20 protein-coding genes are annotated in these 23,273 nt (G+C 73.6%); 17 read left to right on the top strand and 3 right to left on the bottom strand.

Annotation, left to right across the window (positions count from 1 at the left end; translation table 11 throughout):
• Window positions 1-156 precede the first annotated feature (156 nt).
• Window positions 157-1,158, bottom strand: a complete 1,002-nt coding sequence (locus tag ABT354_RS18315) for an ABC transporter substrate-binding protein (protein WP_351494849.1) — start codon at window positions 1,156-1,158, stop codon at window positions 157-159.
• 151 nt (window positions 1,159-1,309) lie between these two features.
• Here ABT354_RS18315 and ABT354_RS18310 point away from each other — a divergent pair, with 151 nt between their 5' ends.
• The 17 genes from ABT354_RS18310 to ABT354_RS18230 all read left to right on the top strand — a co-directional run bounded on the left by ABT354_RS18310 (window position 1,310) and on the right by ABT354_RS18230 (window position 20,324).
• A complete protein-coding gene (locus tag ABT354_RS18310) occupies window positions 1,310-2,113 on the top strand; it encodes a siderophore-interacting protein (RefSeq protein WP_351494846.1) in 804 nt (267 codons plus the stop codon).
• 230 nt (window positions 2,114-2,343) lie between these two features.
• Window positions 2,344-4,053 (top strand): ABC transporter ATP-binding protein, encoded by a 1,710-nt coding sequence (locus tag ABT354_RS18305; protein ID WP_351494844.1) that lies wholly within the window; start codon window positions 2,344-2,346, stop codon window positions 4,051-4,053.
• Window positions 4,046-5,797 carry an ABC transporter ATP-binding protein gene (locus ABT354_RS18300; protein WP_351494842.1) on the top strand — a complete coding sequence of 584 codons (1,752 nt, stop codon included), beginning with the start codon at window positions 4,046-4,048 and terminating at the stop codon, window positions 5,795-5,797. Before ABT354_RS18305 ends, ABT354_RS18300 begins: the two co-directional genes overlap by 8 nt.
• A gap of 257 nt (window positions 5,798-6,054) precedes the next feature.
• Complete coding sequence (locus ABT354_RS18295) at window positions 6,055-6,273, top strand: hypothetical protein (RefSeq protein ID WP_351494840.1); 219 nt, start codon at window positions 6,055-6,057, stop codon at window positions 6,271-6,273.
• Window positions 6,270-6,881, top strand: a complete 612-nt coding sequence (locus ABT354_RS18290) for a GNAT family N-acetyltransferase (RefSeq protein ID WP_351494838.1) — start codon at window positions 6,270-6,272, stop codon at window positions 6,879-6,881. Before ABT354_RS18295 ends, ABT354_RS18290 begins: the two co-directional genes overlap by 4 nt.
• 487 nt (window positions 6,882-7,368) lie before the next feature.
• Window positions 7,369-8,490 carry an acetylglutamate kinase gene (argB, locus tag ABT354_RS18285; RefSeq protein ID WP_351494836.1) on the top strand — a complete coding sequence of 374 codons (1,122 nt, stop codon included), beginning with the start codon at window positions 7,369-7,371 and terminating at the stop codon, window positions 8,488-8,490.
• Between the two features lie 143 nt (window positions 8,491-8,633).
• Complete coding sequence (locus tag ABT354_RS18280) at window positions 8,634-10,061, top strand: lysine N(6)-hydroxylase/L-ornithine N(5)-oxygenase family protein (RefSeq protein WP_351494834.1); 1,428 nt, start codon at window positions 8,634-8,636, stop codon at window positions 10,059-10,061.
• 131 nt (window positions 10,062-10,192) lie between these two features.
• Complete coding sequence (locus ABT354_RS18275) at window positions 10,193-11,599, top strand: condensation domain-containing protein (protein ID WP_351494832.1); 1,407 nt, start codon at window positions 10,193-10,195, stop codon at window positions 11,597-11,599.
• Between the two features lie 55 nt (window positions 11,600-11,654).
• On the top strand, window positions 11,655-11,921 hold the full coding sequence (locus ABT354_RS18270; RefSeq protein ID WP_351494830.1) for a phosphopantetheine-binding protein: 267 nt from the start codon (window positions 11,655-11,657) through the stop codon (window positions 11,919-11,921).
• Window positions 11,922-11,970: 49 nt separating this feature from the next.
• The gene (locus tag ABT354_RS18265; protein WP_351494872.1) at window positions 11,971-12,771 is read left to right on the top strand and encodes a 2,3-dihydro-2,3-dihydroxybenzoate dehydrogenase; all 801 of its coding nucleotides are present in this window, start codon (window positions 11,971-11,973) and stop codon (window positions 12,769-12,771) included.
• A gap of 95 nt (window positions 12,772-12,866) precedes the next feature.
• On the top strand, window positions 12,867-14,072 hold the full coding sequence (locus ABT354_RS18260; protein ID WP_351494828.1) for an isochorismate synthase: 1,206 nt from the start codon (window positions 12,867-12,869) through the stop codon (window positions 14,070-14,072).
• Window positions 14,069-15,724 carry a (2,3-dihydroxybenzoyl)adenylate synthase gene (locus ABT354_RS18255; RefSeq protein ID WP_351494826.1) on the top strand — a complete coding sequence of 552 codons (1,656 nt, stop codon included), beginning with the start codon at window positions 14,069-14,071 and terminating at the stop codon, window positions 15,722-15,724. Before ABT354_RS18260 ends, ABT354_RS18255 begins: the two co-directional genes overlap by 4 nt.
• Window positions 15,725-15,819: 95 nt before the next feature.
• The gene (locus ABT354_RS18250) at window positions 15,820-16,443 is read left to right on the top strand and encodes an isochorismatase family protein (RefSeq protein WP_351494824.1); all 624 of its coding nucleotides are present in this window, start codon (window positions 15,820-15,822) and stop codon (window positions 16,441-16,443) included.
• Window positions 16,444-16,518: 75 nt separating this feature from the next.
• On the top strand, window positions 16,519-17,193 hold the full coding sequence (locus ABT354_RS18245; protein ID WP_351494822.1) for a TetR/AcrR family transcriptional regulator: 675 nt from the start codon (window positions 16,519-16,521) through the stop codon (window positions 17,191-17,193).
• 209 nt (window positions 17,194-17,402) lie between these two features.
• Window positions 17,403-18,260: a lipase family alpha/beta hydrolase gene (locus tag ABT354_RS18240; RefSeq protein WP_351494820.1), complete on the top strand. Its 858-nt coding sequence runs from the start codon at window positions 17,403-17,405 to the stop codon at window positions 18,258-18,260.
• Between the two features lie 305 nt (window positions 18,261-18,565).
• Complete coding sequence (locus ABT354_RS18235) at window positions 18,566-19,696, top strand: LLM class flavin-dependent oxidoreductase (RefSeq protein WP_351494870.1); 1,131 nt, start codon at window positions 18,566-18,568, stop codon at window positions 19,694-19,696.
• A gap of 1 nt (window position 19,697) precedes the next feature.
• Window positions 19,698-20,324: a CE1759 family FMN reductase gene (locus tag ABT354_RS18230; RefSeq protein WP_351494818.1), complete on the top strand. Its 627-nt coding sequence runs from the start codon at window positions 19,698-19,700 to the stop codon at window positions 20,322-20,324.
• A gap of 18 nt (window positions 20,325-20,342) precedes the next feature.
• Here the strand turns inward: ABT354_RS18230 and ABT354_RS18225 are convergent, their stop codons facing one another.
• Both ABT354_RS18225 and ABT354_RS18220 read right to left on the bottom strand, forming a co-directional pair.
• A complete protein-coding gene (locus tag ABT354_RS18225) occupies window positions 20,343-21,761 on the bottom strand; it encodes an NADH-quinone oxidoreductase subunit N (RefSeq protein WP_351494816.1) in 1,419 nt (472 codons plus the stop codon).
• A gap of 5 nt (window positions 21,762-21,766) precedes the next feature.
• Window positions 21,767-23,272 carry a complex I subunit 4 family protein gene (locus ABT354_RS18220; protein ID WP_351494814.1) on the bottom strand — a complete coding sequence of 502 codons (1,506 nt, stop codon included), beginning with the start codon at window positions 23,270-23,272 and terminating at the stop codon, window positions 21,767-21,769.
• Window position 23,273 lies beyond the last annotated feature (1 nt).

Raw genomic sequence — 23,273 nt, 5'->3', positions numbered from 1 at the left:
CGGGCGCGGGCGCCCCCGCGCGCCGGCGCCGCGGCGCCCGCGGGGGCGGTGGGGGTGGCCCCGGGGGCCCGGGGCCGGGTGGCGGCGGGGGCGGCGGCGCGGGGCGCCGCCGGCCCCGCCCCCCCACCACGGGGGCGGTCGGTGCCGCCCCTGGGGTCAGAGCTTCTTGAGCATGCCCTCGATCTCGTCCACCGCGCCGATGGCGAAGGAGTAGTTCGCCATCAGGAAGTGCTGCGAGGAGAAGGCCCGGCCCGCCTTGACGGCGGGGACGGCCTTCCACAGCTTGTGGTCCAGGAGGGCCTGGGTGGTGGGGGTGGGCTTGCCGTCGAACTGCACCGGGTAGATCAGCGCGGTGCAGTCGCCGAGGACATCCAGCTCCTCGTAGCTCTTGGGGATGAACTTCTCGCCCTGGCCCTCCGGGATGCCTGCGCCGATCTTCAGGCCCAGCTCGCGCATGACGGTGACATACGGGGTGCCGAGGAAGAACTTGCCGCTGGGGCCGCCGCTCAGCGGGGCCCAGACGGAGGTGGCGATCTTCTTGGCGTGGGCCGTCCTCACCTCCTTGACGCGGGTCTCGTAGCGGGTCTTCAGCTCGGTGAGCCGCGCCTCCCGGTTCACCGCGTCGGCGACCCGGGCGATCTGCTCGTGCCAGAGCGCGTCCTTGGTCCAGTCGAAGTGGGTGACCGGTGCCACCTTCGCGTCCGCCAGGGCGGTGGCCTTGTCCCGGTAGAACTGATCGATGATCAGGTCCGGCTTGAGGGCCGCCACCGCCTGGGCGTTGAGGGTGCCGGGGGCGCCGATGGTCTTCACCTTCGCCAACTTGGCGTGGTCGGCGGCGGGCATCAGGGTCGGCAGCGCCGTGCCGTCGGGGACGCCGACGGGCACGATGCCCAGCTCCAGCAGCATCAGGGCGGCGTAGTTGTCGGTGACCACGACCCGCTTCGGGGCCGCGGGTACGGTGATCGTGCCGTTGTCGGCCTTCACCGTGCGGGTGCCGCCGCCCTTGCCTGCGTCCGCCTTCTTGTCACCGCCGCCGTCGCCCTCCGAGGAGTCGTTCACCCCGCAGGCGGTCAGCCCGAGGGCCGCCGCGCCTGCGGTCAGCCCTCCGAGGAAGGACCGTCGGCCGAGAGTGCGGGACATCGTGCGCGAGCGGGTCATTTTCGCTTACTCCTCCATCGAACACCGTACGGAAACCCACCCCACCGCCCAAGCGGAAAGGTAAGGCTTGCCTAAGCTACCTCTTCCGGAGACGATCTACGGAATCCCCTGGGCAATCCAACGGGCCAACGGCGATGAGGAGTTAGCGAAGATGAGCGGCGCAGCGGTCCGCGACGGGCAGAGCGAGCACCGGCGTTCGGGGAAACTGAGGGTGACCCGGGTGCGGCGGGTGGAGCGGATCACGCCCCGGATGGCGCGGATCACCTTCGCCGGTGACGAGCTGGCCGGACTGCACAGCAACGGCGGCGACCAGCATGTGGCGCTGTACTTCTACGAGCCGGGTGTCGAACTGCCCCGGCCCTTCACCACCGAGGCCGCCCGCGCGCTGCTGCCGGTGGCCAAACCCCGGCTGCGCCGGTACACCATCCGCCACCACCGGCCCGAAGCCGGCGAGGTGGACATGGACTTCGTGCTGCACGGCGCCGATCAGCTCGCCTCGGGCTGGGCGGAGCGGGCCACCCCCGGTGACGAGGCCATCTGGTTCGGCCCGGGGTCCGGCTGGACGCCCGGCCCCGACGCGGAGTGGGCCGTCCTCCTCGGCGACGAGACCGCGCTGCCCGCCATCGCCGCGACCCTGGAGCAACTGCCGCCCGGACTGCCGGTGTCGGTGGTCGTCGAGGTCCCCGACCGGGCCGAGGAACAGCCTCTGACCACCCGGGCGGACGCCCGGATCAGCTGGCTCCACCGGGGATCGCGGCCCGCCGGGCAGCTGCTCCACGAGCGGGCCACGGCGCTCCCGCTGCCCCCGGGCCGGGGCCGGATCTGGGGCGCGGCCGAGCGGGGCGTCATCCGCGAGCTGCGCCGGCACTTCGTCGAAGGACAGGGCCTGGCGCGCTCCGACACCCATCTGACGCCCTACTGGACCAGGGGCGAGACCCAGGACAGCGAGGTCTGACCGATGCCCTTCGCACCACCCGGCCCCACCGGACCGGAGCGGCGCGCGGCCGTCCCGCGCCGGCACCCGACCACCCCGGCGCCGGGCGGCACCGGCCGCCCCCGGGGACCCCGCGCACCACGCCCGTACCGTCCGGCGTACGCCGTCCACGGAATCCACCGGCCCACCCGGCCCCACCGGCCCGCGACGGCCGGGGCCCCCGGCCGGGGCCCTGTCATCGGAGGCACGGCATGACCCCATCCCCCGGGGCACCGGGCACCGGGCCCACCACCGGCGACGGGCTGCGGCTGCTCGGCACGGTGCTGCGCCGGGACGCCTGGCTCCAGCTGCCCGCCGTACTCGGCGGCTTCGGCTATCAGTTCGCGCTGATCGCCCTGCCCTGGTGCATCGAGCGCGCCGTGGACCAGGGCATCGTCGGCGACGACAGCGACGCGCTGCGGAAGTGGGCGCTGGTCGCGCTCGCCGCCGGAGTCGTCGCGGCCCTCGCCGAGGTCCTCCTCGGCTGGTTCTCCACCCTCGCCGGAACCCGGGGCGGCATCCGGCTCAACCACCGGCTCGCCGACCGGGTCGCGTCGCTCGACACCCGCACCCTGGACCGGTTCGGTGAGGGCGATCTCGGGATGCGCGGCACCCGGGACGTCGACCTCGTCCGTACCTGGCTGATGGGCTTCGCCTCCTTCGTCAGCGGTGTCGCGGGCTTTGTGCTGATGATCACGGCCATCGTCCGGCTGGACCCGCTCCTCGCCGTCGTCTGTCTGCTCTGTGTGCCCCCGCTGGTCTGGATCAACACCCACTGGTTCCCCCGGCGGTTCGGGAAGGCCAACACCGGCCTGTCCACCGCCCACGGCGGCCGGGCCGACGCGGTCGAGGAGCTGCTCTCCGCCAGCGCCGCCGTACGCGGCATCGGCGGCGAGTCCGCCCTGGTCTCGCGCCATCACACCCGCAGTGCCGAGGTCACCGAACACACCCTCGTCACCGCCCGGGTGTCGGCCGACTGGGCCGCCCTCTCGCCCTTCGTCCCCGCCCTCGCCATCGGCGCGGGACTCGGCGTCGGCGGGGTCGCGGTCCTGCGGGACTCCATGTCGGTCGGGGGCATCGTCGCCTTCACCACCTGGATGAGCATGCTGGTGATGTGGGTGGGCGTGCTCACCCTGCGGATCAGCCAGCTCAGCCAGGCCACCACCGCCGCCCGCCGGCTCCAGGAACTGCTGCTGCCAGGGCCGGAGGAGAGCGCCGCCGGGAGGCGGGAGCCGGCCGCCGCCGGCGAGCTGACCGCCGAGGCCGTCCTGCGCGTCGCGGGCGGGCGTACCGTCCTGGCCCCCATCGGCCTCACGGTCCGCCCCGGCACCCTGGTCGCCGTCACCGGCCCCACCGCGTCCGGCAAGACCACGCTGCTGCGGGTACTCGCCGGGCTCGCTCCCCCGGACGGCGGCTCCGTGCGCTTCGGCGGGGTCCCCCTGGACGAGGCGGACCCCGGCCGGCTCCACCGGCTGATCGGGTTCGTCCCCCAGCGCCCGGCCACCCTCAGCGGGAGCCTCGCCGACAATCTCCGGCTCGGCGGCGACCACGACGACGAGGCACTGCGCGCCGCCTGCCGGGTCGCCGCCCTCGACGACCATCTGGAGTCGCTGCCCGACGGGCTCGCCACCGAGGTCGGGGAGCGCGGCAGCACCCTCTCCGGCGGCCAGCTCCAGCGTCTCGCGCTGGCCCGTGCCGTGCTGCGGCGCCCCGCCGTCCTGCTCCTGGACGACATCACCTCCGCCGTCGACCCCGCCACCGAACAGGTGCTGCTGGAACGGCTGCGGGAGTGGTCCGGCAGTACGGCGGTGGTCTGGGCCACCCACCGGCCCGCCGTGCTCAAGGCCGCCGACGAGGTGGTCACGCTCGTACCCGCCGGTGATCCGGCCAGGCCGAAGGACCGGGTGACCGCAGGTGGCTGAGGAACGACCGCTCTCCCCCGACCCCGATCAGCGCCGGGTGCTCGGACGCACCTGGCCGTATCTGCGCCCCCACCGGCGGGCCGTGGTGGTCGCCCTGCTCACCAGTGTGGCGGCGACCCTGACCTCCGTCGCGGTGCCCGCCGTCATCGGCGCGGGCGTCGACCGTCTGCTGGAGCGGGACCGTACGGGGCTGTTCATCGCGGTCGGCGCGCTGACCGTGCTGGCCCTGCTGCGCCTGGTGCTGTTCCGGCGGGCCGAGATCCTGCTCACCACCGTCGGCGAACGCGTGGTACGGCGGCTGCGCGACCTCGCCGTCGAACGTCTCTCCCGGGCCCCGCTGCGCTTTCTGGAGGCGCAGCCGTCGGGCGACCTGCTGCGCCGGTGCACCACGGAGATCGCGGATCTGGCGACCTTCGTCCGCGCGCAACTGCCCGAACTGCTGACCGTCGCGGGGTATCTGGTCTTCACGACGGTGCTGCTGCTCGGGTACTCACCGCTGCTGACCCTGGTCACCCTGGGCGTCTTCGCCCCGGCGATCGTCTGGGTGCTGCGGCGCTTCAAGCGGGCCGCCGGGCCCGCCTTCGCCGCCGAGGCCGCCGCCGCCGGTACCGTCGCCGCGTCCTACCGGGAGCTGGTCCAGTCCCGCGAGATGCTGGTCACCACCGGCGGGGTGGACTTCTGGCGTACGCGGTTCCACGAGGACACCGAGCGCCGCTACCGGGCCGCCCGGCGCAGCCAGCGGGCCCTGTTCGTGATCAGCCTCGCCCGGCTGGTGCAGGGGGCGACGACGGCCGCGCTGCTGCTGGTCGGCGGCTGGCTCGCGACGGAGGGCCGGATCAGCGTCGGTACGGTGGTGGTCTTCGTCCTGGCGACGCGTCAGCTCTTCGACTCGGCCACCCAGGCGTCCAATCTGATGGGCCAGCTCCAGCTCACCCTGGTGGGGCTCGCCCGGCTGCTGGACCTGCTCGCGCGGACGGCCCCCCGGGAGCCCGCCACGCCGGAGCCGGCGTCCGGACCACCGGGGGCGGCGCCCGGGGAGCATCCGGGGGCGCCCTCCGCCGGGCCCCGGCCGACCGCCGGTCGCGGGGTCCTGGAGGTGACGGGGGTGGAGTACGCCTATGTCTCCACCGCCCGAGTGCTGTCCGGGGTCTCCCTCCGGGTCGAACCGGGGGAACGGGTGGGTCTCGCCGGTCCGACCGGCGCGGGCAAGACCACCCTGGCCAAGCTGCTCACCGGGCTCTACATCCCGGACTCCGGCTCGGTCCGCTACGACGGCCGGGATCTGCGCGAGCTGCCGCCGGACGAGCTGCGCCGCCGGATCGTCCTCATACCGCAGCGTGTCCACCTCATCCGGGGCACCCTGCTGGACAACCTCGGTCTGGTGCCCGGTGAACCCGGGGAGGACCGGATCCTGGCCGCCGTCCGCGAACTCGGCCTGACCTCCTGGGTCGACGGGCTGCCCGAGGGGCTCCGCACCCCGCTCGGGGGCGGCACGGGCGGGCTCTCGGCGGGCGAGATCCAGCTCATCGGGCTGGTCCGGGCGGCGCTGGTCGACCCGGCGGTGCTGGTGCTGGACGAGGCCTCCGCCGATCTCGACCCGGAGACCGCCCTGCGGGTGGAGACCGCGATCGACACCCTGCGGGCGGACCGCACCCTGGTCGTCATCGCGCACCGCGAGGCGACGATCGAACGGCTGCCCAGGGTCGTCCGGCTGAACGCCCAGCAGGCCCCGGCGGGGCCCTGAGCCGCCGCCCGCCGCCCGTCGCCCGCCGTCCGCGTTCCGGGGCGGCGGGCGAGGCCCCGGAGCGTCCCCCGGGCGCTCCGGGGGCCGGACACGGAACACGGCTCACGGAACACGCCTCACCACGTCTCGACCTGGCTCACGAAAATGATCACCAAGGGATGACAGGTCAGTTAGGTTAGGCTAACCTAACAATTCAGCCGGGTGATCTTCCCCCGGCCCCCGTACCCGGTCATGTCGCCTCCTCCGGAAGGTCCCGCATGCGTACGCACCCGCCCGACGACCACACGGCCGACGCCTGCCGCCGCCCTGGCGCGGCGGCGGGAGCGGAGCCGGCCGGTCCCCTGGGGTGGTCCCGCCCGATCGCCCCGGCCCGGACCCCCGCCGGGGGCCCGCGCGCCGCCACCGTGATCGCCGGCGGGGTGCGCCGCCGTCCGGGGAACCGGACCGCCCCCGCCTTCCCGGAGCGGGCCGCATGAGCCGTATCGGCGGCACGAGCCCCGTGAGCCGTCCCCACGGCGCGGGGGGCACGGCACCCATCGACCCCGGCCGCTTCAGCCTGCGGCCCCTCGATCCCCGGACCGACTCCGCGCTGGTCCACCGGTGGGTCACCCACCCCAAGTCCGCTTTCTGGATGATGCGCCACTTCGACCTCGGCGACATCGAGGAGAAGTACACGGCGATGGCGGCCCATGAGCACCACGACGCCTTCCTCGGCCTGGTGGACGGGGTGCCCGCCTTTCTGATCGAGCGGTACGACCCCCGGTATGTCGCCCTGGTGGGGCTCTACCGGCCCGAACCGGGCGATGTCGGGCTGCACTTCCTGGTGTCGCCCGCGGACAGGCCGGTGCACGGCTTCACCCGTGCGGCGATCACCAGCACGATGCGGATGCTCTTCGCGGACCCCGCGACCCGCAGGGTGGTGGCCGAGCCGGACATCCGCAACGACGCCGCCCACACGATCTTCGCGTACGCGGGTTTCACCACGACCGAGAAGATCCGCAAGCCGGAGAAGGACGCCTATCTGTGCGTCTGCCCGCGCGAGCGGTTCGAACAGAGCCCGGCCGGACGGTCGGTGGCTCCCTGAACGAAGCGGGTGCGCGGGAAAACGGTCCCTCTCGCGCGCCCGCTTCTCCCTCTTCCCCGGCGCGCACCCGCGCCGGCGGAGCGGACGGGGTCCGGGACACCCGGTCGCACCCCGCCCCGCCGATCACCGCCGATCCGCCCGGGGCCTCCGCGTCGCCCTGGACACCCTCCTCCGACCGCGCCGCCACGGCCCGGAGCGGCCGCGCGCCGGTACGGGCACCCGAACGCCCTCCGACCAGCGGTTCCGGCCCCTCCCCCGGCGCACCCGCGCGGGACGGGGCACGGCGGCCGGCCCCGGCACGGAGCGGAGCGGCACCCCGGTGACCGGCCCGCCCTCGCGCCCCGGCGCCGACGGGAGACCCCCGGCCTTCCCCCCTCCGCCGGCCCGGACACCCCTGGCCCGGAGACGCCCTGTCCGCAAACCTCCGCACCGAAGGAACGCAGACACCCATGACCCCCACCGCAGCCCTCGCGCCCGGAGTCGCGCCATGACCCCCGCGACCGGGACCAGAGAAACGGATGCCCCTGATCCGCTTTCCGGGCCGGGGCACCGGCCCCCCGCCGACCCCGTCAAACCCCGCCCCGCCGCGCCGCGGTCACGGGCGGACGGCTCCCGGGCCCGTACCGTCATCGAGGCCCTGCCCTGGCTGGAACGGCACCACGGCAAGGTCGTCGTGGTGAAATTCGGCGGCAACGCGATGGTCGACGAGCAGCTCAAGCACGCCTTCGCCCGCGATGTCGTCGCCCTGCGGTACGCCGGGCTGCGCCCGGTGGTGGTGCACGGCGGCGGACCCCAGATCAACGCGCTGCTCGCCCGGCTGGGGCTGGAGGCCCGATTCACCGCCGGACTGCGGGTGACCACACCCGAGGTGATGGATGTGGTGCGGATGGTCCTGGCGGGGCGGATCCAGCGGGAGATCGTCGGACTCGTCAACGCCCATGGGCCGTTCGCGGTAGGGCTGACCGGCGAGGACGCGCACACACTCACCGCGGTCCGCCGACCCGCCCTGGTGGACGGGGTGCCGGTGGACATCGGACTCGTCGGCGAGGTGGTCCGGGTCGACACGGAGACCCTGCTCGCCCTGCTGGACCGGGGCAGGATCCCGGTCGTCTCCCCCGTCGCCCGGGGGGACGACGGCGAGATCTACAACATCAACGCCGATCTCGCGGCGGCGGCGCTGGCGGGGGCGCTCGGCGCGGAGAAACTGGTGATGCTGACCGATGTGGCGGGACTCCACGCCGACTGGCCCCGGAGCACCGAGGTGATCGGGCGGCTGACCGCCACCGAACTGGAGCGGCTGCTCCCCACGTTGAAGAGCGGGATGGCACCCAAGATGGAAGGGTGTCTGCGCGCCGTGCGGGAGGGCGTGCGCCGGGCCCATGTGGTCGACGGGCGGGTACCGCACGCCCTGCTCCTGGAGGTCTTCACCGACAGCGGGACCGGGACGACCGTGGTCCCGGACGCATCGGCCACCGCGCCCCGGGGGCAAGGACCCGCGCACCGCGAGGACAGCGCCTCCGTACCGGGCGGGCCGGACCCAACTCCCCTCCATCACACCCTTCTTGACGTCGATCGACACACCGCGGGAACCCGCACACAGGGCGCTTGACACACCGCCCCCCATGGGTGATCTTAGGTAAGGCTTACCTAACTTCCAGGGTCTTTCCGTGCGTTCCCGGAGACCCGGCGCCCGACGCCACCGGCAGTGGCCGGACCTGTCCGCCCCCGGGTCGGACCGAGCAAAGGATGAGCATGTCTGCAGGGCACCAGCACACGGGAGAGCGGCACGACGCCGCCCCCACCGAGGACCTGGTCGGCATCGGCTTCGGCCCGGCCAACCTGGCGCTGGCCATCGCCATCGAGGAGCACAACGCGCAGTGCGGCCCCGGGCGGGCCCTGCGGTCCGTCTTCACCGAACGCCAGCCGGAGTTCGGGTGGCACCGGGGCATGCTGCTCGCCGGGGCCACCATGCAGGTGTCGTTCCTCAAGGACCTGGCGACCATGCGCGATCCGGGCAGCCGCTTCACCTTCCTGCGCTATCTGCACGAGCGGGGACGGCTCGCCGACTTCATCAACCAGAAGTCGTTCTTCCCCAGCCGGGTCGAGTTCCATGACTACCTCCGCTGGTGCGCCGGGACCGTCGAGCAGCGTGTGCGATACAGCCGGGAGACCTACGCGGTCCGCCCGGTCCGCACCGACGGCCGGGTGGACACCCTGGAGGTCCATACCCGGCCCGCCGGGGGCGGTACCCCGGAGGACGGCACCGATGAAACGATCCTGCGCGCCCGGAACGTCATCATCGGCACCGGGCTGCGGCCCCGGCTGCCCGAGGGGGTGGCCACCGGTCCCCATATCTGGCACAGCCGGGACCTCCTCTTCCGGTCGCAGGAGGCCCGTGCGGCCGCCCGGCCGCACCGCCGCTTCGTCGTCCTGGGCGCCGGCCAGTCGGCGGCGGAGACCGCCGAGTACCTCCACCGGGAGTTCCCCGAGGCCGAGATCTGCGCGGTGTTCACCCGGTACGGCTACAGCCCCGCCGACGACAGCCCCTTCGCCAACCGCATCTTCGACCCCTCCGCCGTGGACGACTTCTACGAGGCCCCGGACGAGGTCAAGCAGTCGCTGATGGACAACCACGCCAACACCAACTACTCGGTGGTGGACGGCGAACTGATCGACCAGCTGTACCGGACGGTGTACCAGGAGAAGGTAGCGGGCACCGAGCGGCTGCGGATCCTGCGGACCACGGAGCTGGCGGGCATCGAGGAGATCCCCGATGGCGTACGGGTGGTGGTGCGCTCCCTGACCAGCGGCGAACGGCACCCGCTGGACTGCGACGCGATCGTGATGGCCACCGGCTACCGGTCCCAGGACCCGCGCGAGCTGCTGGGGCCGCTCGCCGACGAGTGCCTGACGGACGACCGGGGCAGGCTGCGCATCGGCCGCGACCACCGGGTGGCCACCACCGAGCGGGTCGGGGCCGGGATCTATGTCCAGGGCGCCGCCGCCGAGCACACCCACGGCATCACCTCCTCCCTCCTCTCCACGCTCGCCGTGCGCTCCGGCGAGATCTGTGACGCCCTGCTGCTGGGCCTGGCCGGACAGGATCTGCTCTCCGGCCGCGCGGACCGGGCGGGCGGGACGGTCGACACGGCGGACGGTGTGGCCGTACCGGCCCCGTGAGCGGCGGTCCCGCCGCCCCCGGGTGTGCCGCCCCGGGGGCCCACCCGGCCGTGGGCCCCGTCCGGCCGGCCGGCCTCCCCCACCGATCCGCCACCTTCGACCGTTCACGACATCAGAGTTCGGAGGGCCCCGTGCCTGCGATCACCCCCGGGGCGGGCCGCGGACTGGAGCTGACGGCAGCACAGCGCCCTGTGCTGTCGGCCCAGTGCGCCGACCCCGGGAACACCACCTACAACGTCGGTCAGTACATCGATCTGCGCGGTCCGCTGGAGGTGACCCCGCTGCGACGGGCCATCGCCCGCGTGCTCGCCGAGGCGCCGGCGCTGCGGCTGCGGATCCACGGCGGGGCGGACGGCCCCCGCCAGGAGCAGCTGCCCTTCGACGCCGAAGGGTGGCGGCTGCCCCGGCTGGACACCTCCGGCGCGGCGGATCCCGTCGCCGCCGCCGTGGAGCTGGTACGCGATCAGCTCGCCTGTCCGCCCCGGCTGGACGCGCTGATCGCCCCGGCGGGCCCGGCCCCCGCACCCGGTCCGGCGGGCGGTGCCCCCGGACCCGGCGGTCCTGCCCCGGGCGGTGCCTCCCTGACCGGTACGGTGCTGGTGCGCGTTGGACCCGAACGGCATCTGCTCTTCCAGTACTTCCACCATCTCGCCGTGGACGGCTACGGGGTCTCGCTGCTCAGCCGCCGTACCGCCGACCTCTATACGGCGCTGGCGCGCGGGGAGGAACCGCCGCCCTCCCCCTTCGCCCCGCTGAGCGTCCTCGTCGACGCCGAACGCGCCTACGCGGACTCGGCGGACGAGGCGGCCGACCGCGCCCACTGGACCGCGCGCTACGCCGACCGGCCCTCGGTCACCGGCTTCGCCCGGGGCACCGCGCCGGCCTCCGGGCGGGTGCTGCGACATACGGTCGTCCTGGACCGCGCGGACACCGCCCGGCTGGAGCACACGGCCCGGGGCGCCCGCGCCACCTGGGCGGAGGCCGTCACGGCGGCGGTCGCCGCACAACTGCGGCTGGAGACCGGCGCACCGGAGGCCGTGCTGCGGATGTACGCCATGGCCCGCACCGCCCCCGGCACCCTGCGGGTCCCCGGCATGGCGGTGAACGTCCTGCCGGTCCGGATCCCGGTGGGCGACGGGGCGGGCTTCGCGGCGCTGCTGCGGCGGACGGCGGCGGAGTTCCGCGCGGTCCGGGCGCACCAGCGGTACCGGGGGGCGTCCCTGCTCACCGGGCGCGGCGGGATCCTGCTCAATCTGCGGCCCTTCGCGACCGAGCTGGACTTCCACGGCACACCCGGCCGGATCGTCACCCTCGCCTCCGGCCCGGTGGACGATCTCTCGCTGTCGGCGGTACGGCAGGCGGACGGACGGCTGCGGCTGGACCTCGACGCCAACGCGGCCCTGTACCAACCGGCGGAGGTGGCGGGGCTCGCCGACCGCTGTGCCGCGCTGCTGCGGCTGCTCGCGGCGCGGCCCGACCGGCCGCTGACGGAGCCCGTACGGCCGGCGGCGACGGCCCCCTCGGCACCGCCCGGGTGATGCCCGCCGCCGCGTCATGGAGTTCACACCAGCACGAGGGAGAGGACGACCCATCATGGCCGACACGGCCGGACAGCGGAGCTTCACGGTGGAGAGGCTGACCCAGGATGTCGCCGAGGTGCTCTACACCGAACCCGGCGAACTGCCGGCGGACGAGAATCTGCTCGATCTCGGGCTCGACTCGATCCGGCTGATGACCCTGGTGGAGAAGTGGCGTGCCGAGGGGGCCCGCATCGGCTTCGCCGACCTGGCCGAGCGGCCGACCCTCACCGAGTGGGCCGGACTCCTCGCCCCGGCCGGGGATCGCCGTGCCGACGCGTGACCCCCTGCCCGGTCTCGATCCCCCGCCCCGGCCCGCACCGGCCGCGACCGTGCCGTACGGCGGTTTCGACGGCCGGGTGGCGCTGGTCACCGGCGCGGCGCAGGGGATCGGCCGGGCGGTGGCCCAGGCGCTCAGCGGTCTCGGCGCCACCGTGGCGGCGACCGACCGGGCGGCCGGGCCCCTCGCGGAGACCGTCGCCGCGCTCACCGCGCGCACCGGTGGCGGCCCGGCGGCCGGCGGCGTCACCGGATACCCGCTGGACGTCACCGATCCACGGGCGGTGGACGCGACCGTGGCCCGGGTCGAGCGGGAGCTGGGGCCGCTGGACATCCTGGTCCAGGTGGCCGGGGTGCTGCGGACCGGCGCCGCGCTGGAGACCACCGACCGGGACTGGGCGGAGGTCTTCGCCGTCAACACCGCCGGGGTGTTCCATGTCTGCCGGGCGGTGGTGCCGGGGATGGCGGAGCGCGGCGCGGGCGCGGTGGTCACCGTCGCGTCCAACGCCGCCGGGATCCCCCGCGCGGGGATGAGCGCCTACGCCGCCTCCAAGGCGGCCGCCGTCATGTTCACCAAGTGCCTCGGCCTGGAGGTCGCCGCGCGGGGCGTCCGCTGCAACGCGGTCTGCCCGGGATCCACCGACACGCCCATGCAGCGGTCGCTGTGGGACGGCCCGTCGGCGCCGCGCCGGGTGATCGAGGGGGATCCGGCGGCGTACCGCACCGGCATCCCGCTGGGCCGGATCGCCGAGCCCGCCGATGTCGCGGACGCGGTGGTGTATCTCGTCTCGGACGGGGCCCGGCACATCACCATGCAGGACGTGTACGTGGACGGGGGCGCGACCCTGCGCTGACCCCGCCGCCACCGCTGCCCCGGCCCGTCCCCGGGCCGGCACCCACCGCACCCGTGTTGTCCCACCCCCCACCCGCACCAGCCAAGGAGTCCTCCGTGTCGACGGTCCCGCAGATCGCCGCGCCCCGGTCCACCGAAGCCTCGCACTCCGCCGTGGGAGCCGCCACCGGCCTCCTCGACGCCTATCGCGGCGAGGACCGCTTCCTCGCCACTCCCACCCGTACCCTGCTGGCCCGGGGGATGCGCGCGGCCGTCCCGCACGGCTCGGAGCCACTGGCCCGCCGGGTGGCGGACACCCTGGCCGCGCTCTCCCCGGCCCCGGACGGCGCCGTGCCCCTGGTGCTGGGGGCCATCCCCTTCGACCCGGCGGCACCCGCCGCGCTGGTCGTCCCGGAGACCGTGGGCGCCGGCCCCGCGCTCGCCGTGGACCCGCTGGTGGCGCTGCCCGCCTCGGCGCCGCCGAGGACGGGGTGGACGGTCCGGCCCGAGCCCGGACCCGAGCAGTACGCGAAGGGGGTCGCCGCCGCCGTCGACCGGATGTGGGAGGGCGAGTTCAGCAAGGTGGTGCTGGCCCGCACCCTCCAGGTGACCGGCGCCGAGGACCTCGATCTGCCCGCCATGCTCCAGCGGCTCGCCCGCCGCGACCCCGACGGTTACACCTTCGCGCTGCCGACCGCGCCGGGCCGGGTGCTCCTCGGTGCCAGCCCCGAACTGCTGGTCTCCCGCCGGGGCGGACTGCTGGTCGCCAATCCGCTCGCCGGGTCCGCCCCGCGCAGCGCCGATCTCGCCGAGGACGTCCGCCGGGCCGCCGCCCTGCTGGAGTCCGCCAAGGACCTCTACGAGCACGCCGTCGTCGTCGACGCCGTCCACCAGACCCTGGCCCCGTACTGCTCCTCGATCGAGGTGCCGGCGAGGCCCTCGCTGGTCCGGACGGCCGCCCTGTGGCATCTGTCGACGACCGTCACCGGCACCCTCGCCGACCCCGGGGTCTCGGCCCTGGAGGTGGCCTCCGCCCTGCACCCGACCCCGGCCGTCTGCGGCACTCCGACCGATGTGGCGCGCGCGGTGATCCGTGAGACGGAACCCTTCGACCGGGGGTTCTTCACCGGCATGGTGGGCTGGGGCGACGCCGACGGCAATGGCGAGTGGGTCGTCACCATCCGCTGCGCCGAGGCGGAGGGGCGCTCCCTGCGGCTGTACGCGGGAGCGGGCATCGTCGCCGCCTCCGAGCCGGCGGCCGAGACCGGCGAGACCACCGCGAAGTTCCGTACCTTCCTGGACGCCGTGGGGGCCGAGCTGTGACCGGTGCGTCCACGGCCATCGCCCCGGCGTGGCCCGAGGAGTTCGCCCGGCGCTACCGCGAGGCGGGCTGGTGGCGCGGCGAGACCCTCGGCGGGATGCTCCGCCGGCGGGCCGCCGCGCACCCGGGCAGGACCGCCGTGGTCGACCCCGCGGACGGCCCCGGCGGCACCCGGCGGAGCTTGACCTACGCCGAACTCGACCGGCGGGCCGACCGGCTGGCCGCCGGGCTGGCCGCCCGGGGCATCGGCCCCGGGGACCGGGTCGTCGTCCAGCTCCCCAACACCTCCGACTTTCTGGCGGTGCTCTTCGGGCTCGCCCGGATCGGCGCGGTGCCCGTCCTCGCGCTGCCCGCGCACCGGGAGTCGGAGATCACCTACTTCTGTTCCTTCACGGGTGCGGTGGCGTATGTGGTGCCCGGTGTGCACCAGGGGTACGACTACCGGACGCTGGCGGCGATCGTCTCCGCGCGGGTGCCCTCGGTGCGCCAGGTCTTTGTCGCCGGGCCGGACGCGGGCCGCTTCACCTCGCTGGCCGAGGTGACCGCCGAGGTGACCGCCGAGGTGACCGCCGAGCCCGCCCGGCTGCCCGGTCCGGCCCCCTCGGACGTGGCCCTGCTCCAGCTCTCCGGCGGCAGTACGGGGGTGCCCAAGCTCATCCCCCGTACCCATGACGACTATCTGTACTCGGTACGGGCCTCCAACGAGGTCTGCGGGGTGGACGGCGACAGCGTCTACCTCTGTGTGCTGCCCGCGGCGCACAACTTCCCGCTCTCCTCACCGGGGACGCTCGGCACCCTGTACGCGGGCGGGCGGGTGGTGATGTGTCCCGGGCCGGCGCCGGACACGGCGTTTCCGCTGATCCAGGACGAGGGGGTGACGATCACCGGACTGGTGCCGCCGCTGGCGCTGGTCTGGACGAACGCGGCGCCCTCGACCCCGTACGACCTCTCCAGTCTGCGGGTCCTGCTGGTCGGCGGGGCGAAGTTCGGCGAGGAGGCGGCCCGGCGGGTCCGGCCGGCCCTGGGCTGCACGCTCCAGCAGGTCTTCGGCATGGCCGAGGGCCTGGTCAACTACACCCGGCTGGACGACGATCCCGAGACGGTGGTCACCACCCAGGGCCGCCCGCTCTCACCGGGCGACGAGATCCGGGTGGTGGACGACGAGGACAACAAGGTGCCCGAGGGTACGACGGGCCATCTGCTGACCCGTGGCCCTTACACCGTCCGGGGGTACTGGAACGCGCCCGAGCACAACGCCCGGGCCTTCACCGAGGACGGCTTCTACCGGACGGGCGACCTCGTCCGGGTGGTGAAGGGCGGCCATCTGATCGTGGAGGGCCGGGCCAAGGACCAGATCAACCGGGGCGGGGAGAAGATCGCCGCCGAGGAGGTGGAGAACCACCTCCTCGCCCACCCCTCGGTGCACGACGCCCACGTCGTCGCGGAACCCGACCCGTACCTCGGCGAACGGAGCTGCGCCTATGTCGTCCTGCGCACGGACACCGGGCCGGTGGGAGCGCTCGCGCTGAAGCAGTTCGTCCGGGGCCGCGGTCTCGCCGCGTACAAGGTGCCCGACCGGATCGTCTTCGTGGACACCCTGCCGACCACGGGCGTGGGCAAGATCTCCAAGAAGGAGCTGCGCGCCCGCGCCTGACCCCGTCGCACACCCCCTGACTCCCCCGCACCCCTCCTGACTTGCCCCGCACCCCTTCTGTCCGCTGGCCCACCCGTCCGGAAACGGAATCCCCCATGGCACTGCCCTCCATCCCCTCCTATCCCCTGCCGCTCCCCGGTGAGCTGCCGGCCAACCGGGTGCGCTGGGAGGTCGACCCGGACCGGGCCGTTCTGCTGGTGCACGATCTCCAGAACTACTTCCTCTCCGCCTTCGACACCGGCGCGGAGCCCGTCACCACCCTGTTCGACCGGATCGGGCTGCTGCGGAAGGAGGCGGCCCGGCTCGGTGTGCCCGTCGTCTACACCGCCCAGCCCGGCGGCCAGACCCCCGGACAGCGCGGGCTCCAGCAGGACTTCTGGGGACCGGGCATCCCCGACGACCCGCACGCGGCGGCCATCGCGGACGCGGTCGCGCCGGGCCCGGGGGACACCCTGCTGACGAAGTGGAAGTACAGCGCCTTCGCCCGGACCGACCTGGCGGAGCGGCTGCGCGCCCAGGGCCGGGACCAGCTCGTGATCACCGGGGTCTATGCCCATATCGGGGTGCTGATGACCGCGTGCGACGCCTGGATGCGGGACATCCAGGCGTTTGTCGTGGCGGACGCGGTCGCGGACTTCTCGGAGCGGGACCACCGGATGGCCCTGGAGTGGGCGGCGGGCCGGTGCGCGATGGTCACCACGGCGGACGCCCTCTTCTGACCTGGGCGGGGGCTCTTGTGACCTGGGGCAGGGAACGGGGGAGGCGGTGCGCGCGGCGGACGGTATGGTGGCCCGGTGGTGGGTGCGGTGGTGGACGGCGAGGGCGCGAACGGTCGGCGGATCCGTGGGCTGGACGCCCAGGAGCGGCGGGCCAGGCGCCGTGAGGATCTCCTCGACGCGGCGCTGGAGCTGTTCTCCGCCCAGGGCTATCAGGACACCTCGATCGAGCAGATCTGCAAGCGGGCGTATGTCGGGACGAAGAGCTTCTATGAGGTCTTCACCGGCAAGGAGGCCCTGTATCTGGCGCTGCTCGACCGTATCGTCGGGGTCGTGACCGAACGTCTCACCGCCGCGCTCGGCTCGCTGGACGAGGATCCGGACGGGGATCCGGACGAGGGCGCCGCCGCCCGTGCCCTGATCCGGCACTTCGCGGACGCCTTTGTGGACGATGTGCGGGTGGCCCGGGTGACCTTCGGCGAGGGCCGGGCCGTGACACCGCTGGCCGAGGCGCACCGCCGGGCCAACCGCCGGTGGGCGGCCTCCTTCGTCGAGGCGGCCTGGCAGCGGCTCGGGGTCACGGCGGGACCGCACGGCCGCGCGGTGGCCATGGGGCTGATCGGCGGGCTCTTCGACATCATCGCCGACTGGCTGCTCGACGGCGATACCGCCCGGCCCGCCGACCGTGCCATCCTCCAGGACGGGCTGGACCGCTTCTACACGGTGGTCAGCTCCGGACTCTCCGCTTCCTGAGGCTCCCCGCTTTCTGAGGCTCCCCACCCCGGTCCGACCCCGCCGCGACGGGCGGAGCCGTCCCGGGGAACTCCCCCTGTTCACCCCCCTGTTCACCACCCCGTGCAACGACCTTTCGAAAACGACGCCTTTTTGGAAACGATGCCTTGTTCCTAACAAGAGCCCATGCTCTACTTTCGGGTAACTTCCGCTGAACAAGGAGTCGCCCGATGGCCAAGCTCCGTACCCTCCTGACCGCCCTCGCCCTGTCCGTCCTCGCCTCCACCACCCTGACCGCGACGGCCTCGGCCGACGCGCCCCCGAGGTCGGGGTGGAACAACTGGTCCTGCCGGCCCAGCGCCGCCCACCCCGAGCCGGTGGTCCTCGTCCACGGTCTCGGCGGCAACAGCTGGGACAACTTCCTGACCCTGGCCCCCGCACTCCGCTCGGCCGGCTACTGCGTCTACTCGCAGACGTACGGCCAAACCGTGCTGGGCTCAGTGGCCGGCGGGCTCGCCCCCATGGCGGAGAGCGCCGTCGAGGTGGGCGCGTTCGTCGAGCGGGTGCGCACCGCCACCGGGGCGGCGAAGGTCGACATCGTCGGTCACTCCGAGGGGACCACCGTCCCGGCGTACTACCTGAAGTACCTGGGCGGAGCCGCGAAGGTCGACGACTTCATCGGCTTCGGCTCCAACTTCCGGGGCACCACGCTCAACGGCCTGGCGACGCTGGCGGCGGCCCTCAAGCTCCAGCCCCTGCTGACCGGCGTCGGCTGCGGGGCCTGTACCGACTATCTGCCCGGCTCGGCCTTCCTCGCCAAGCTCAACGACGGCCCCGTCGCGGTCCCCGGACCGACGTACACCAGCATCGTCACCCGCTACGACCGGGTCGTCACGCCCTACACCAGCGGCCTGCTCACCGGCGAGAACGTCACCAATATCGTGCTCCAGGACAAGTGCAGGCTGGACTCGGCCGGCCATCTCGGCCTGGCCGTCGACCCGAATGTCACCCAGCTCGTCCTCAACCGGCTCGACCCCGAACACTCCAGGCCCTTCGTCTGCCGCCCCTTCACCACCCTCGGCGTCTGACGCTCACGGTACGGATTCCCCCTGGCCCGGTGTTCCCGGGCGCCGCCCGGCTGCCTCCCGGGTGGCGCCCATGGTCCGAGGCGCCCATTGTCCGACAGCTCCCGGATTTCCGCAGAAGCGGTTCATATCCGGCCCAGGGGGTAATCCGGAAGTGAGTCATGGGGCTGGTGTGGCGAGAGTTGCTCCCCTCCCCCGCCGGACCCACCCGAGGCGCAGAAGCGCCGCCCGAGCCGCCGGAGCAAGGCGGCCGCGCGCGGTGGACAGGCGTGTCACCCCGTAAGGAGAGTGACGGCGACATGACGGGTATGCAGTTCGGCATCTTCACGGTCGGTGATGTGACACCCGACCCCACCACCGGCCGTACGCCGACCGAGGAGGAGCGCATCCGGGCCACCGTGGCCATCGCCGTGAAGGCGGAGGAGGTCGGCCTCGATGTCTTCGCCACGGGCGAGCACCACAACCCGCCCTTTGTGCCGTCCTCGCCGACGACCCTGCTCGGCTTTCTCGCCGCGATGACGGAGCGGATCATCCTGTCGACCTCTACCACCCTGATCACCACCAACGATCCGGTCAAGATCGCCGAGGACTTCAGCGTGCTCCAGCATCTGTCCAACGGACGGTGCGATGTGATGCTGGGGCGGGGGAACACCGGACCGGTGTACCCCTGGTTCGGCCAGGACATCCGCCAGGCGATCCCGCTGACCGTCGAGCACTACGGGCTGCTGCGCCGGCTGTGGCGCGAGGAGGTCGTCGACTGGGAGGGCAAGCTGCGCACCCCCCTCCAGAGCTTCACCCTGGCCCCCCGCCCGCTGGACGGCGTTCCGCCCTTTGTGTGGCACGGCTCCATCCGCACCCCCGAGATAGCGGAGCTGGCGGCCTACTACGGGGACGGATACTTCGCCAACCACATCTTCTGGCCCTCCTCCCACACCGGCACCATGGTCGAGCTGTACCGGAAGCGCTTCGAGCACTACGGGCACGGCCCGCCCGAGGCCGCGATCGTCGGGCTGGGCGGACAGGTCTTCCTCCGCCCCAACAGCCAGGACGCGGTACGGGAGTTCCGGCCCTACTTCGACAACGCGCCGGTCTACGGGCATGGGCCCTCGCTGGAGGAGTTCACCTCGCTCACGCCCCTGACGGTCGGATCCCCCCAGCAGGTGATCGAGAAGACCCTGGGCTTCCGCTCGTACGCCGGGGACTACCAGCGCCAGCTCTTCCTGGTGGACCATGCCGGACTGCCGCTCACCACGGTGCTGGAGCAGCTGGACCTGCTGGGCGAGGAGGTCGTCCCGGTGCTCCGCAGGGAGTTCGCCGTCGGCCGGTCCCCCGAGGCCCCGGACGCCCCCACGCACGCGTCGATGCTCCGGGCACGCGAGAAGGAAGCGGGGACCGGCGGGGGCGGCACGGACGAGGACCCGACGGGAGGAGCGGGGTGAGATGACGACCACGACCACGATCGCGATCATCACCGGCGGGCTGCGGGAGCCCTCCTCGACCCGGCTGCTGGCGGACCGGCTGGCGGCGGCGGTCCGTACCGAACTCACCACTGCCGGGGCCACGGTGGCCTCCTCCTTCGTCGAACTGCGGCCGCTCGGCAGGGCGATCATCGACGCGATGCTGAGCGGCTTCCCCAGTGAGCCCCTGGAGGAGGCGTACGCCACGGTCGCCGGGGCCGACGGTGTCATCGCGGTCACCCCGGCGTTCAACGCCTCCTTCAGCGGGCTGTTCAAGTCCTTCTTCGACGTGCTGCCGGAGGACACCCTCGCCGATATGCCCGTACTCATCGGCGCGACCGGCGGGACCGAGCGTCACTCCCTCGTCCTGGAACACGCGATGCGGCCGATGTTCTCCTATCTGCACGCCGTCGTCTCGCCCCGGGGTGTCTACGCCGCCACCGACGACTTCGGCTCCCGCGACAGCGGCGCGGCCCTCGCGGACCGCATCGGCCGTGCGGCGGCCGACTACGCCCGCCTGGTGCGGGGCTGTGGCCCCCGTACCCGGCGCGATTCGCTCACCGAGGAGGTCGCCGCGATGGAACGGCTCCTCCGCGGCGACCCCTCATGAGCCCGTACGGCGGTGGCGCTACGCGGAGAGGGAGCCACTGAGGGCGGGGAGTACGGGCCCGGCGGCCAGACCGAGGCCCAGGGAGACCGCGGCCGCTGTGTGAGCGACGGCCCGGGCCGGGCGGGCGCCGTCGGTGAGCCGGTCGCCGCCGCCCCGTGACACGGCGGGCACGATCCAGCGCAGATAGTAGAAGAGCGAGGCGACGGTGTTGACCGCCGCCAGCACCGCCAGCCAGCCGAACCCGCCGTCGATCGCGGCGCTGAACGCTTCGAGCTTGCCCACGAAGACGGCGGTCGGGGGTGTGCCCACCAGCCCCAGCAGACAGATGACCAGGCTCGCGGCGAGCAGCGGGCGCCGGCGGGCCAGACCCCGGTAGTCGCCGACCCGGGTGGCCCGGGGAAGGGCGCACACCACGGCGAACGCGCCGAGGTTGGTGACGGCGTACCCCGCCAGGTAGTACAGCAGGGCCTCCTGGGCGAGGTCCGACCGGCCGGCCACCGTGACGGGCAGCAGCAGATAGCCGACCTGGCCGATGGCCGAGTAGGCGAGGAGCCGCTTGACGTCGTCCTGGAAGAAGGCGGCGAGATTTCCCAGCGTCATCGAGGCCGCGGCCACCACGGAGAGCAGCGCCGCCCAGGGCATTCCGCTGTCGGCGAGGACGGCCTCGCCGAGCCGCAGCGCCGCCGCCAGGGCACCGGTCTTCGGGAGGGTGGTCAGGAAGGCGGCGACCGGGGCGCTGCTGCCCTGGACGGCGTCCGGCACCCAGAAGTGGGCGGGGACGGCACCGGCCTTGAACAGCACCCCGGCGAGGAGGCCGACGGCACCGGCGGTGACGAGCGCGTCCGGTGCCCCGGGGAGCGCGGGGCCGAGGAGCGGATAGCCGGTGGCCCGCCCGGCCGCGTACAGCAGGGTGATCCCGGCCAGCATCAGCACGCCGAGCAGCGCGCCGGTCACGTAGTACTTGAGCGCGGCCTCGGTCCCGGGGCCGTCCTTGCGGAAACCGGCGAGCGCGTAGGCGGGGATGCTCGCGAGCAGATACGCGGCGGCGAGCAGCAACAGGTCCTGGGCCCCGGCCAGGACGAGCGTCCCGAGGGCGGAGAGCTGGAGCAGCACGGAGAGTTCGCTCTCGCGCGGATGGGCGTGGAACGGCCCGGCGGTGAGGGCGAGGACGAGCAGCAGACCGCCGAGGACGACCACGCGGGAGGTGCTGGTGACCGGGTCGACGGTGAACGCGTCACCGAACGCGGTCGTGTCGGGCCGGGTGGCGGCGACGGCGGCCGCCACCAGGCCCGCGCACGCCGCCACCGCCGCGAGGAGTCCCACGAGCCACTGCCGGCGGCGCGGCAGCCACGCGCCCAGGAGGAGCCCCAGAACGGCCGATGCCGCGAGGAGCAGCTCGGGGAGGAGGACCAGGGGGTTCTCGTTCATCTCGGTCATGCCGGTCATCGGGCGAGCAGCTCCAGGAGCGTGTGCGAGGCCGGTTCGATGACGTCGAGGAGGAAGCGCGGCGCGATGCCCAGGACCACGGCGAGGACGAGGAGCGGGACGACAGCCGCGTACTCGTGCGCGCGCAGGTCCGGGAAGGCGCGGGGGGTGCCGGACGGCCGTGGCAGCCGCAGCGGCCCCATCAGGACGGTCCGCAGCGCGCGCAGGAACAGACCGGCGGTGAGCAGGATGCCGAGTACGGACAGGGCGGTGGCCAGGGGCCGGGGCCCGAGTGAGCCGGTGAGGATCTGGAACTCCGCGATGAAGCCGGAGAACCCGGGGAGTCCCAGCGAGGCGAAGGCCGCCGCGCCGGTCAGGACCGCGAAGACGGGGGCGGTCGCGGCGACGCCGCCGTACGCGCCCATGTCGTGGGTCCGGCCGCGTTCGTACAGGACGCCGGCGAGGAGGAACAGGGCGCCGGTGATGAGTCCGTGGCTGACCATCTGGGTGACCGAGCCGGTGACGGCGAGGGAGCGGGCCTGTGCGGAGGTGTCGGCGGTGGTGGCGGCGGCGCCGATGCCCAGGAGGATGTATCCCATGTGGTTGACGGAGGTGTACGCGATCATGCGCTTGAAGTCGGTCTGGGCGAGCGCCACCAGCGCGCCGTGGAGGACGGAGAGGACCCCGACGACGACCAGGACGAGCGCGTACCGCCGCCAGGCCTCCGGGAGCAGGGGCATCGCGATGCGCAGGAACCCGTAGGTGCCCATCTTCAGGAGGACTCCGGCGAGGATGGCCGATCCGGCGGCCGGGGCCTCGGTGTGGGCGGGCGGGAGCCAGGTGTGGAAGGGGACGGTGGGGGTCTTGATGGCGAGGCCGACGACGACGGCGAGGAGGATGAGCGCGGCGGGGGCGGAGCGGCCGGCGAGGGGGTTCTGGCGGGCCAGGTCGACCATGTCGAAGGTGTGCGGGGCGGCGGCCAGATAGAGGCCGATGAAGCCCAGCAGCAGGGCGAGGGATCCGAGGAAGGTGTAGAGGAAGAACTTCAGGGCGGCGGGTCCGGCGTCGCGGTGGCCCCAGCCGGCGATGACGAAGTACATCGCCACGATCGACAGGTCGAAGAAGACGAAGAACAGGATCAGGTCGAGGGCGACGAACAGCCCGAGGCAGGTGGTCTGGAGGAAGAGGAAGAGCGCGGCGAACACGGGGAGGCGGCGGTTCTCGCGGAGCGAGTACAGCGCGCAGACGAGGAAGAGGACACAGGTGAGGGCGAGCAGCGGCAGGGAGAGGCCGTCGACACCCACGTGGTAGCCGACCCCGGCCTGGGGGATCCAGCGGGCCCGGACCTCGTACTGGATGCCGCCGCCCGGCTCGTATCCGGCCCACACGGCGACGACCAGGCCCAGTTCGGCGGCGGTGGCCGCCACCCAGAGGGCGCGCGGTACCCGTACCGGGGTACGCGCGGGCAGGGCGAGGAGGAGCAGGGCGACCGCGGTCGGGGCGAGGACGAGGGCGGTGAGCAAG

The sequence above is a fragment of the Streptomyces sp. NPDC000594 genome (genome assembly GCF_040299965.1).
In the GTDB taxonomy this organism is placed as follows: domain Bacteria; phylum Actinomycetota; class Actinomycetes; order Streptomycetales; family Streptomycetaceae; genus Streptomyces.
Note: the sequence above shows the minus strand (reverse complement) of the source record. Positions and strands in the feature narration are given on the sequence as shown.

What these genes read in the sequence shown, in the direction of transcription:
- ABT354_RS18315 (WP_351494849.1), bottom strand. Translation starts at nt 1,158, where the DNA reads ATGACCCGCTCGCGCACGATGTCCCGCACTCTCGGCCGACGGTCCTTC.
- ABT354_RS18310 (WP_351494846.1), top strand. Translation starts at nt 1,310, where the DNA reads ATGAGCGGCGCAGCGGTCCGCGACGGGCAGAGCGAGCACCGGCGTTCG.
- ABT354_RS18305 (WP_351494844.1), top strand. Translation starts at nt 2,344, where the DNA reads ATGACCCCATCCCCCGGGGCACCGGGCACCGGGCCCACCACCGGCGAC.
- ABT354_RS18295 (WP_351494840.1), top strand. Translation starts at nt 6,055, where the DNA reads ATGCGTACGCACCCGCCCGACGACCACACGGCCGACGCCTGCCGCCGC.
- ABT354_RS18290 (WP_351494838.1), top strand. Translation starts at nt 6,270, where the DNA reads ATGAGCCGTATCGGCGGCACGAGCCCCGTGAGCCGTCCCCACGGCGCG.
- argB (WP_351494836.1), top strand. Translation starts at nt 7,369, where the DNA reads ATGACCCCCGCGACCGGGACCAGAGAAACGGATGCCCCTGATCCGCTT.
- ABT354_RS18280 (WP_351494834.1), top strand. Translation starts at nt 8,634, where the DNA reads ATGTCTGCAGGGCACCAGCACACGGGAGAGCGGCACGACGCCGCCCCC.
- ABT354_RS18270 (WP_351494830.1), top strand. Translation starts at nt 11,655, where the DNA reads ATGGCCGACACGGCCGGACAGCGGAGCTTCACGGTGGAGAGGCTGACC.
- ABT354_RS18250 (WP_351494824.1), top strand. Translation starts at nt 15,820, where the DNA reads ATGGCACTGCCCTCCATCCCCTCCTATCCCCTGCCGCTCCCCGGTGAG.
- ABT354_RS18240 (WP_351494820.1), top strand. Translation starts at nt 17,403, where the DNA reads ATGGCCAAGCTCCGTACCCTCCTGACCGCCCTCGCCCTGTCCGTCCTC.
- ABT354_RS18235 (WP_351494870.1), top strand. Translation starts at nt 18,566, where the DNA reads ATGCAGTTCGGCATCTTCACGGTCGGTGATGTGACACCCGACCCCACC.
- ABT354_RS18230 (WP_351494818.1), top strand. Translation starts at nt 19,698, where the DNA reads ATGACGACCACGACCACGATCGCGATCATCACCGGCGGGCTGCGGGAG.
- ABT354_RS18225 (WP_351494816.1), bottom strand. Translation starts at nt 21,761, where the DNA reads ATGACCGAGATGAACGAGAACCCCCTGGTCCTCCTCCCCGAGCTGCTC.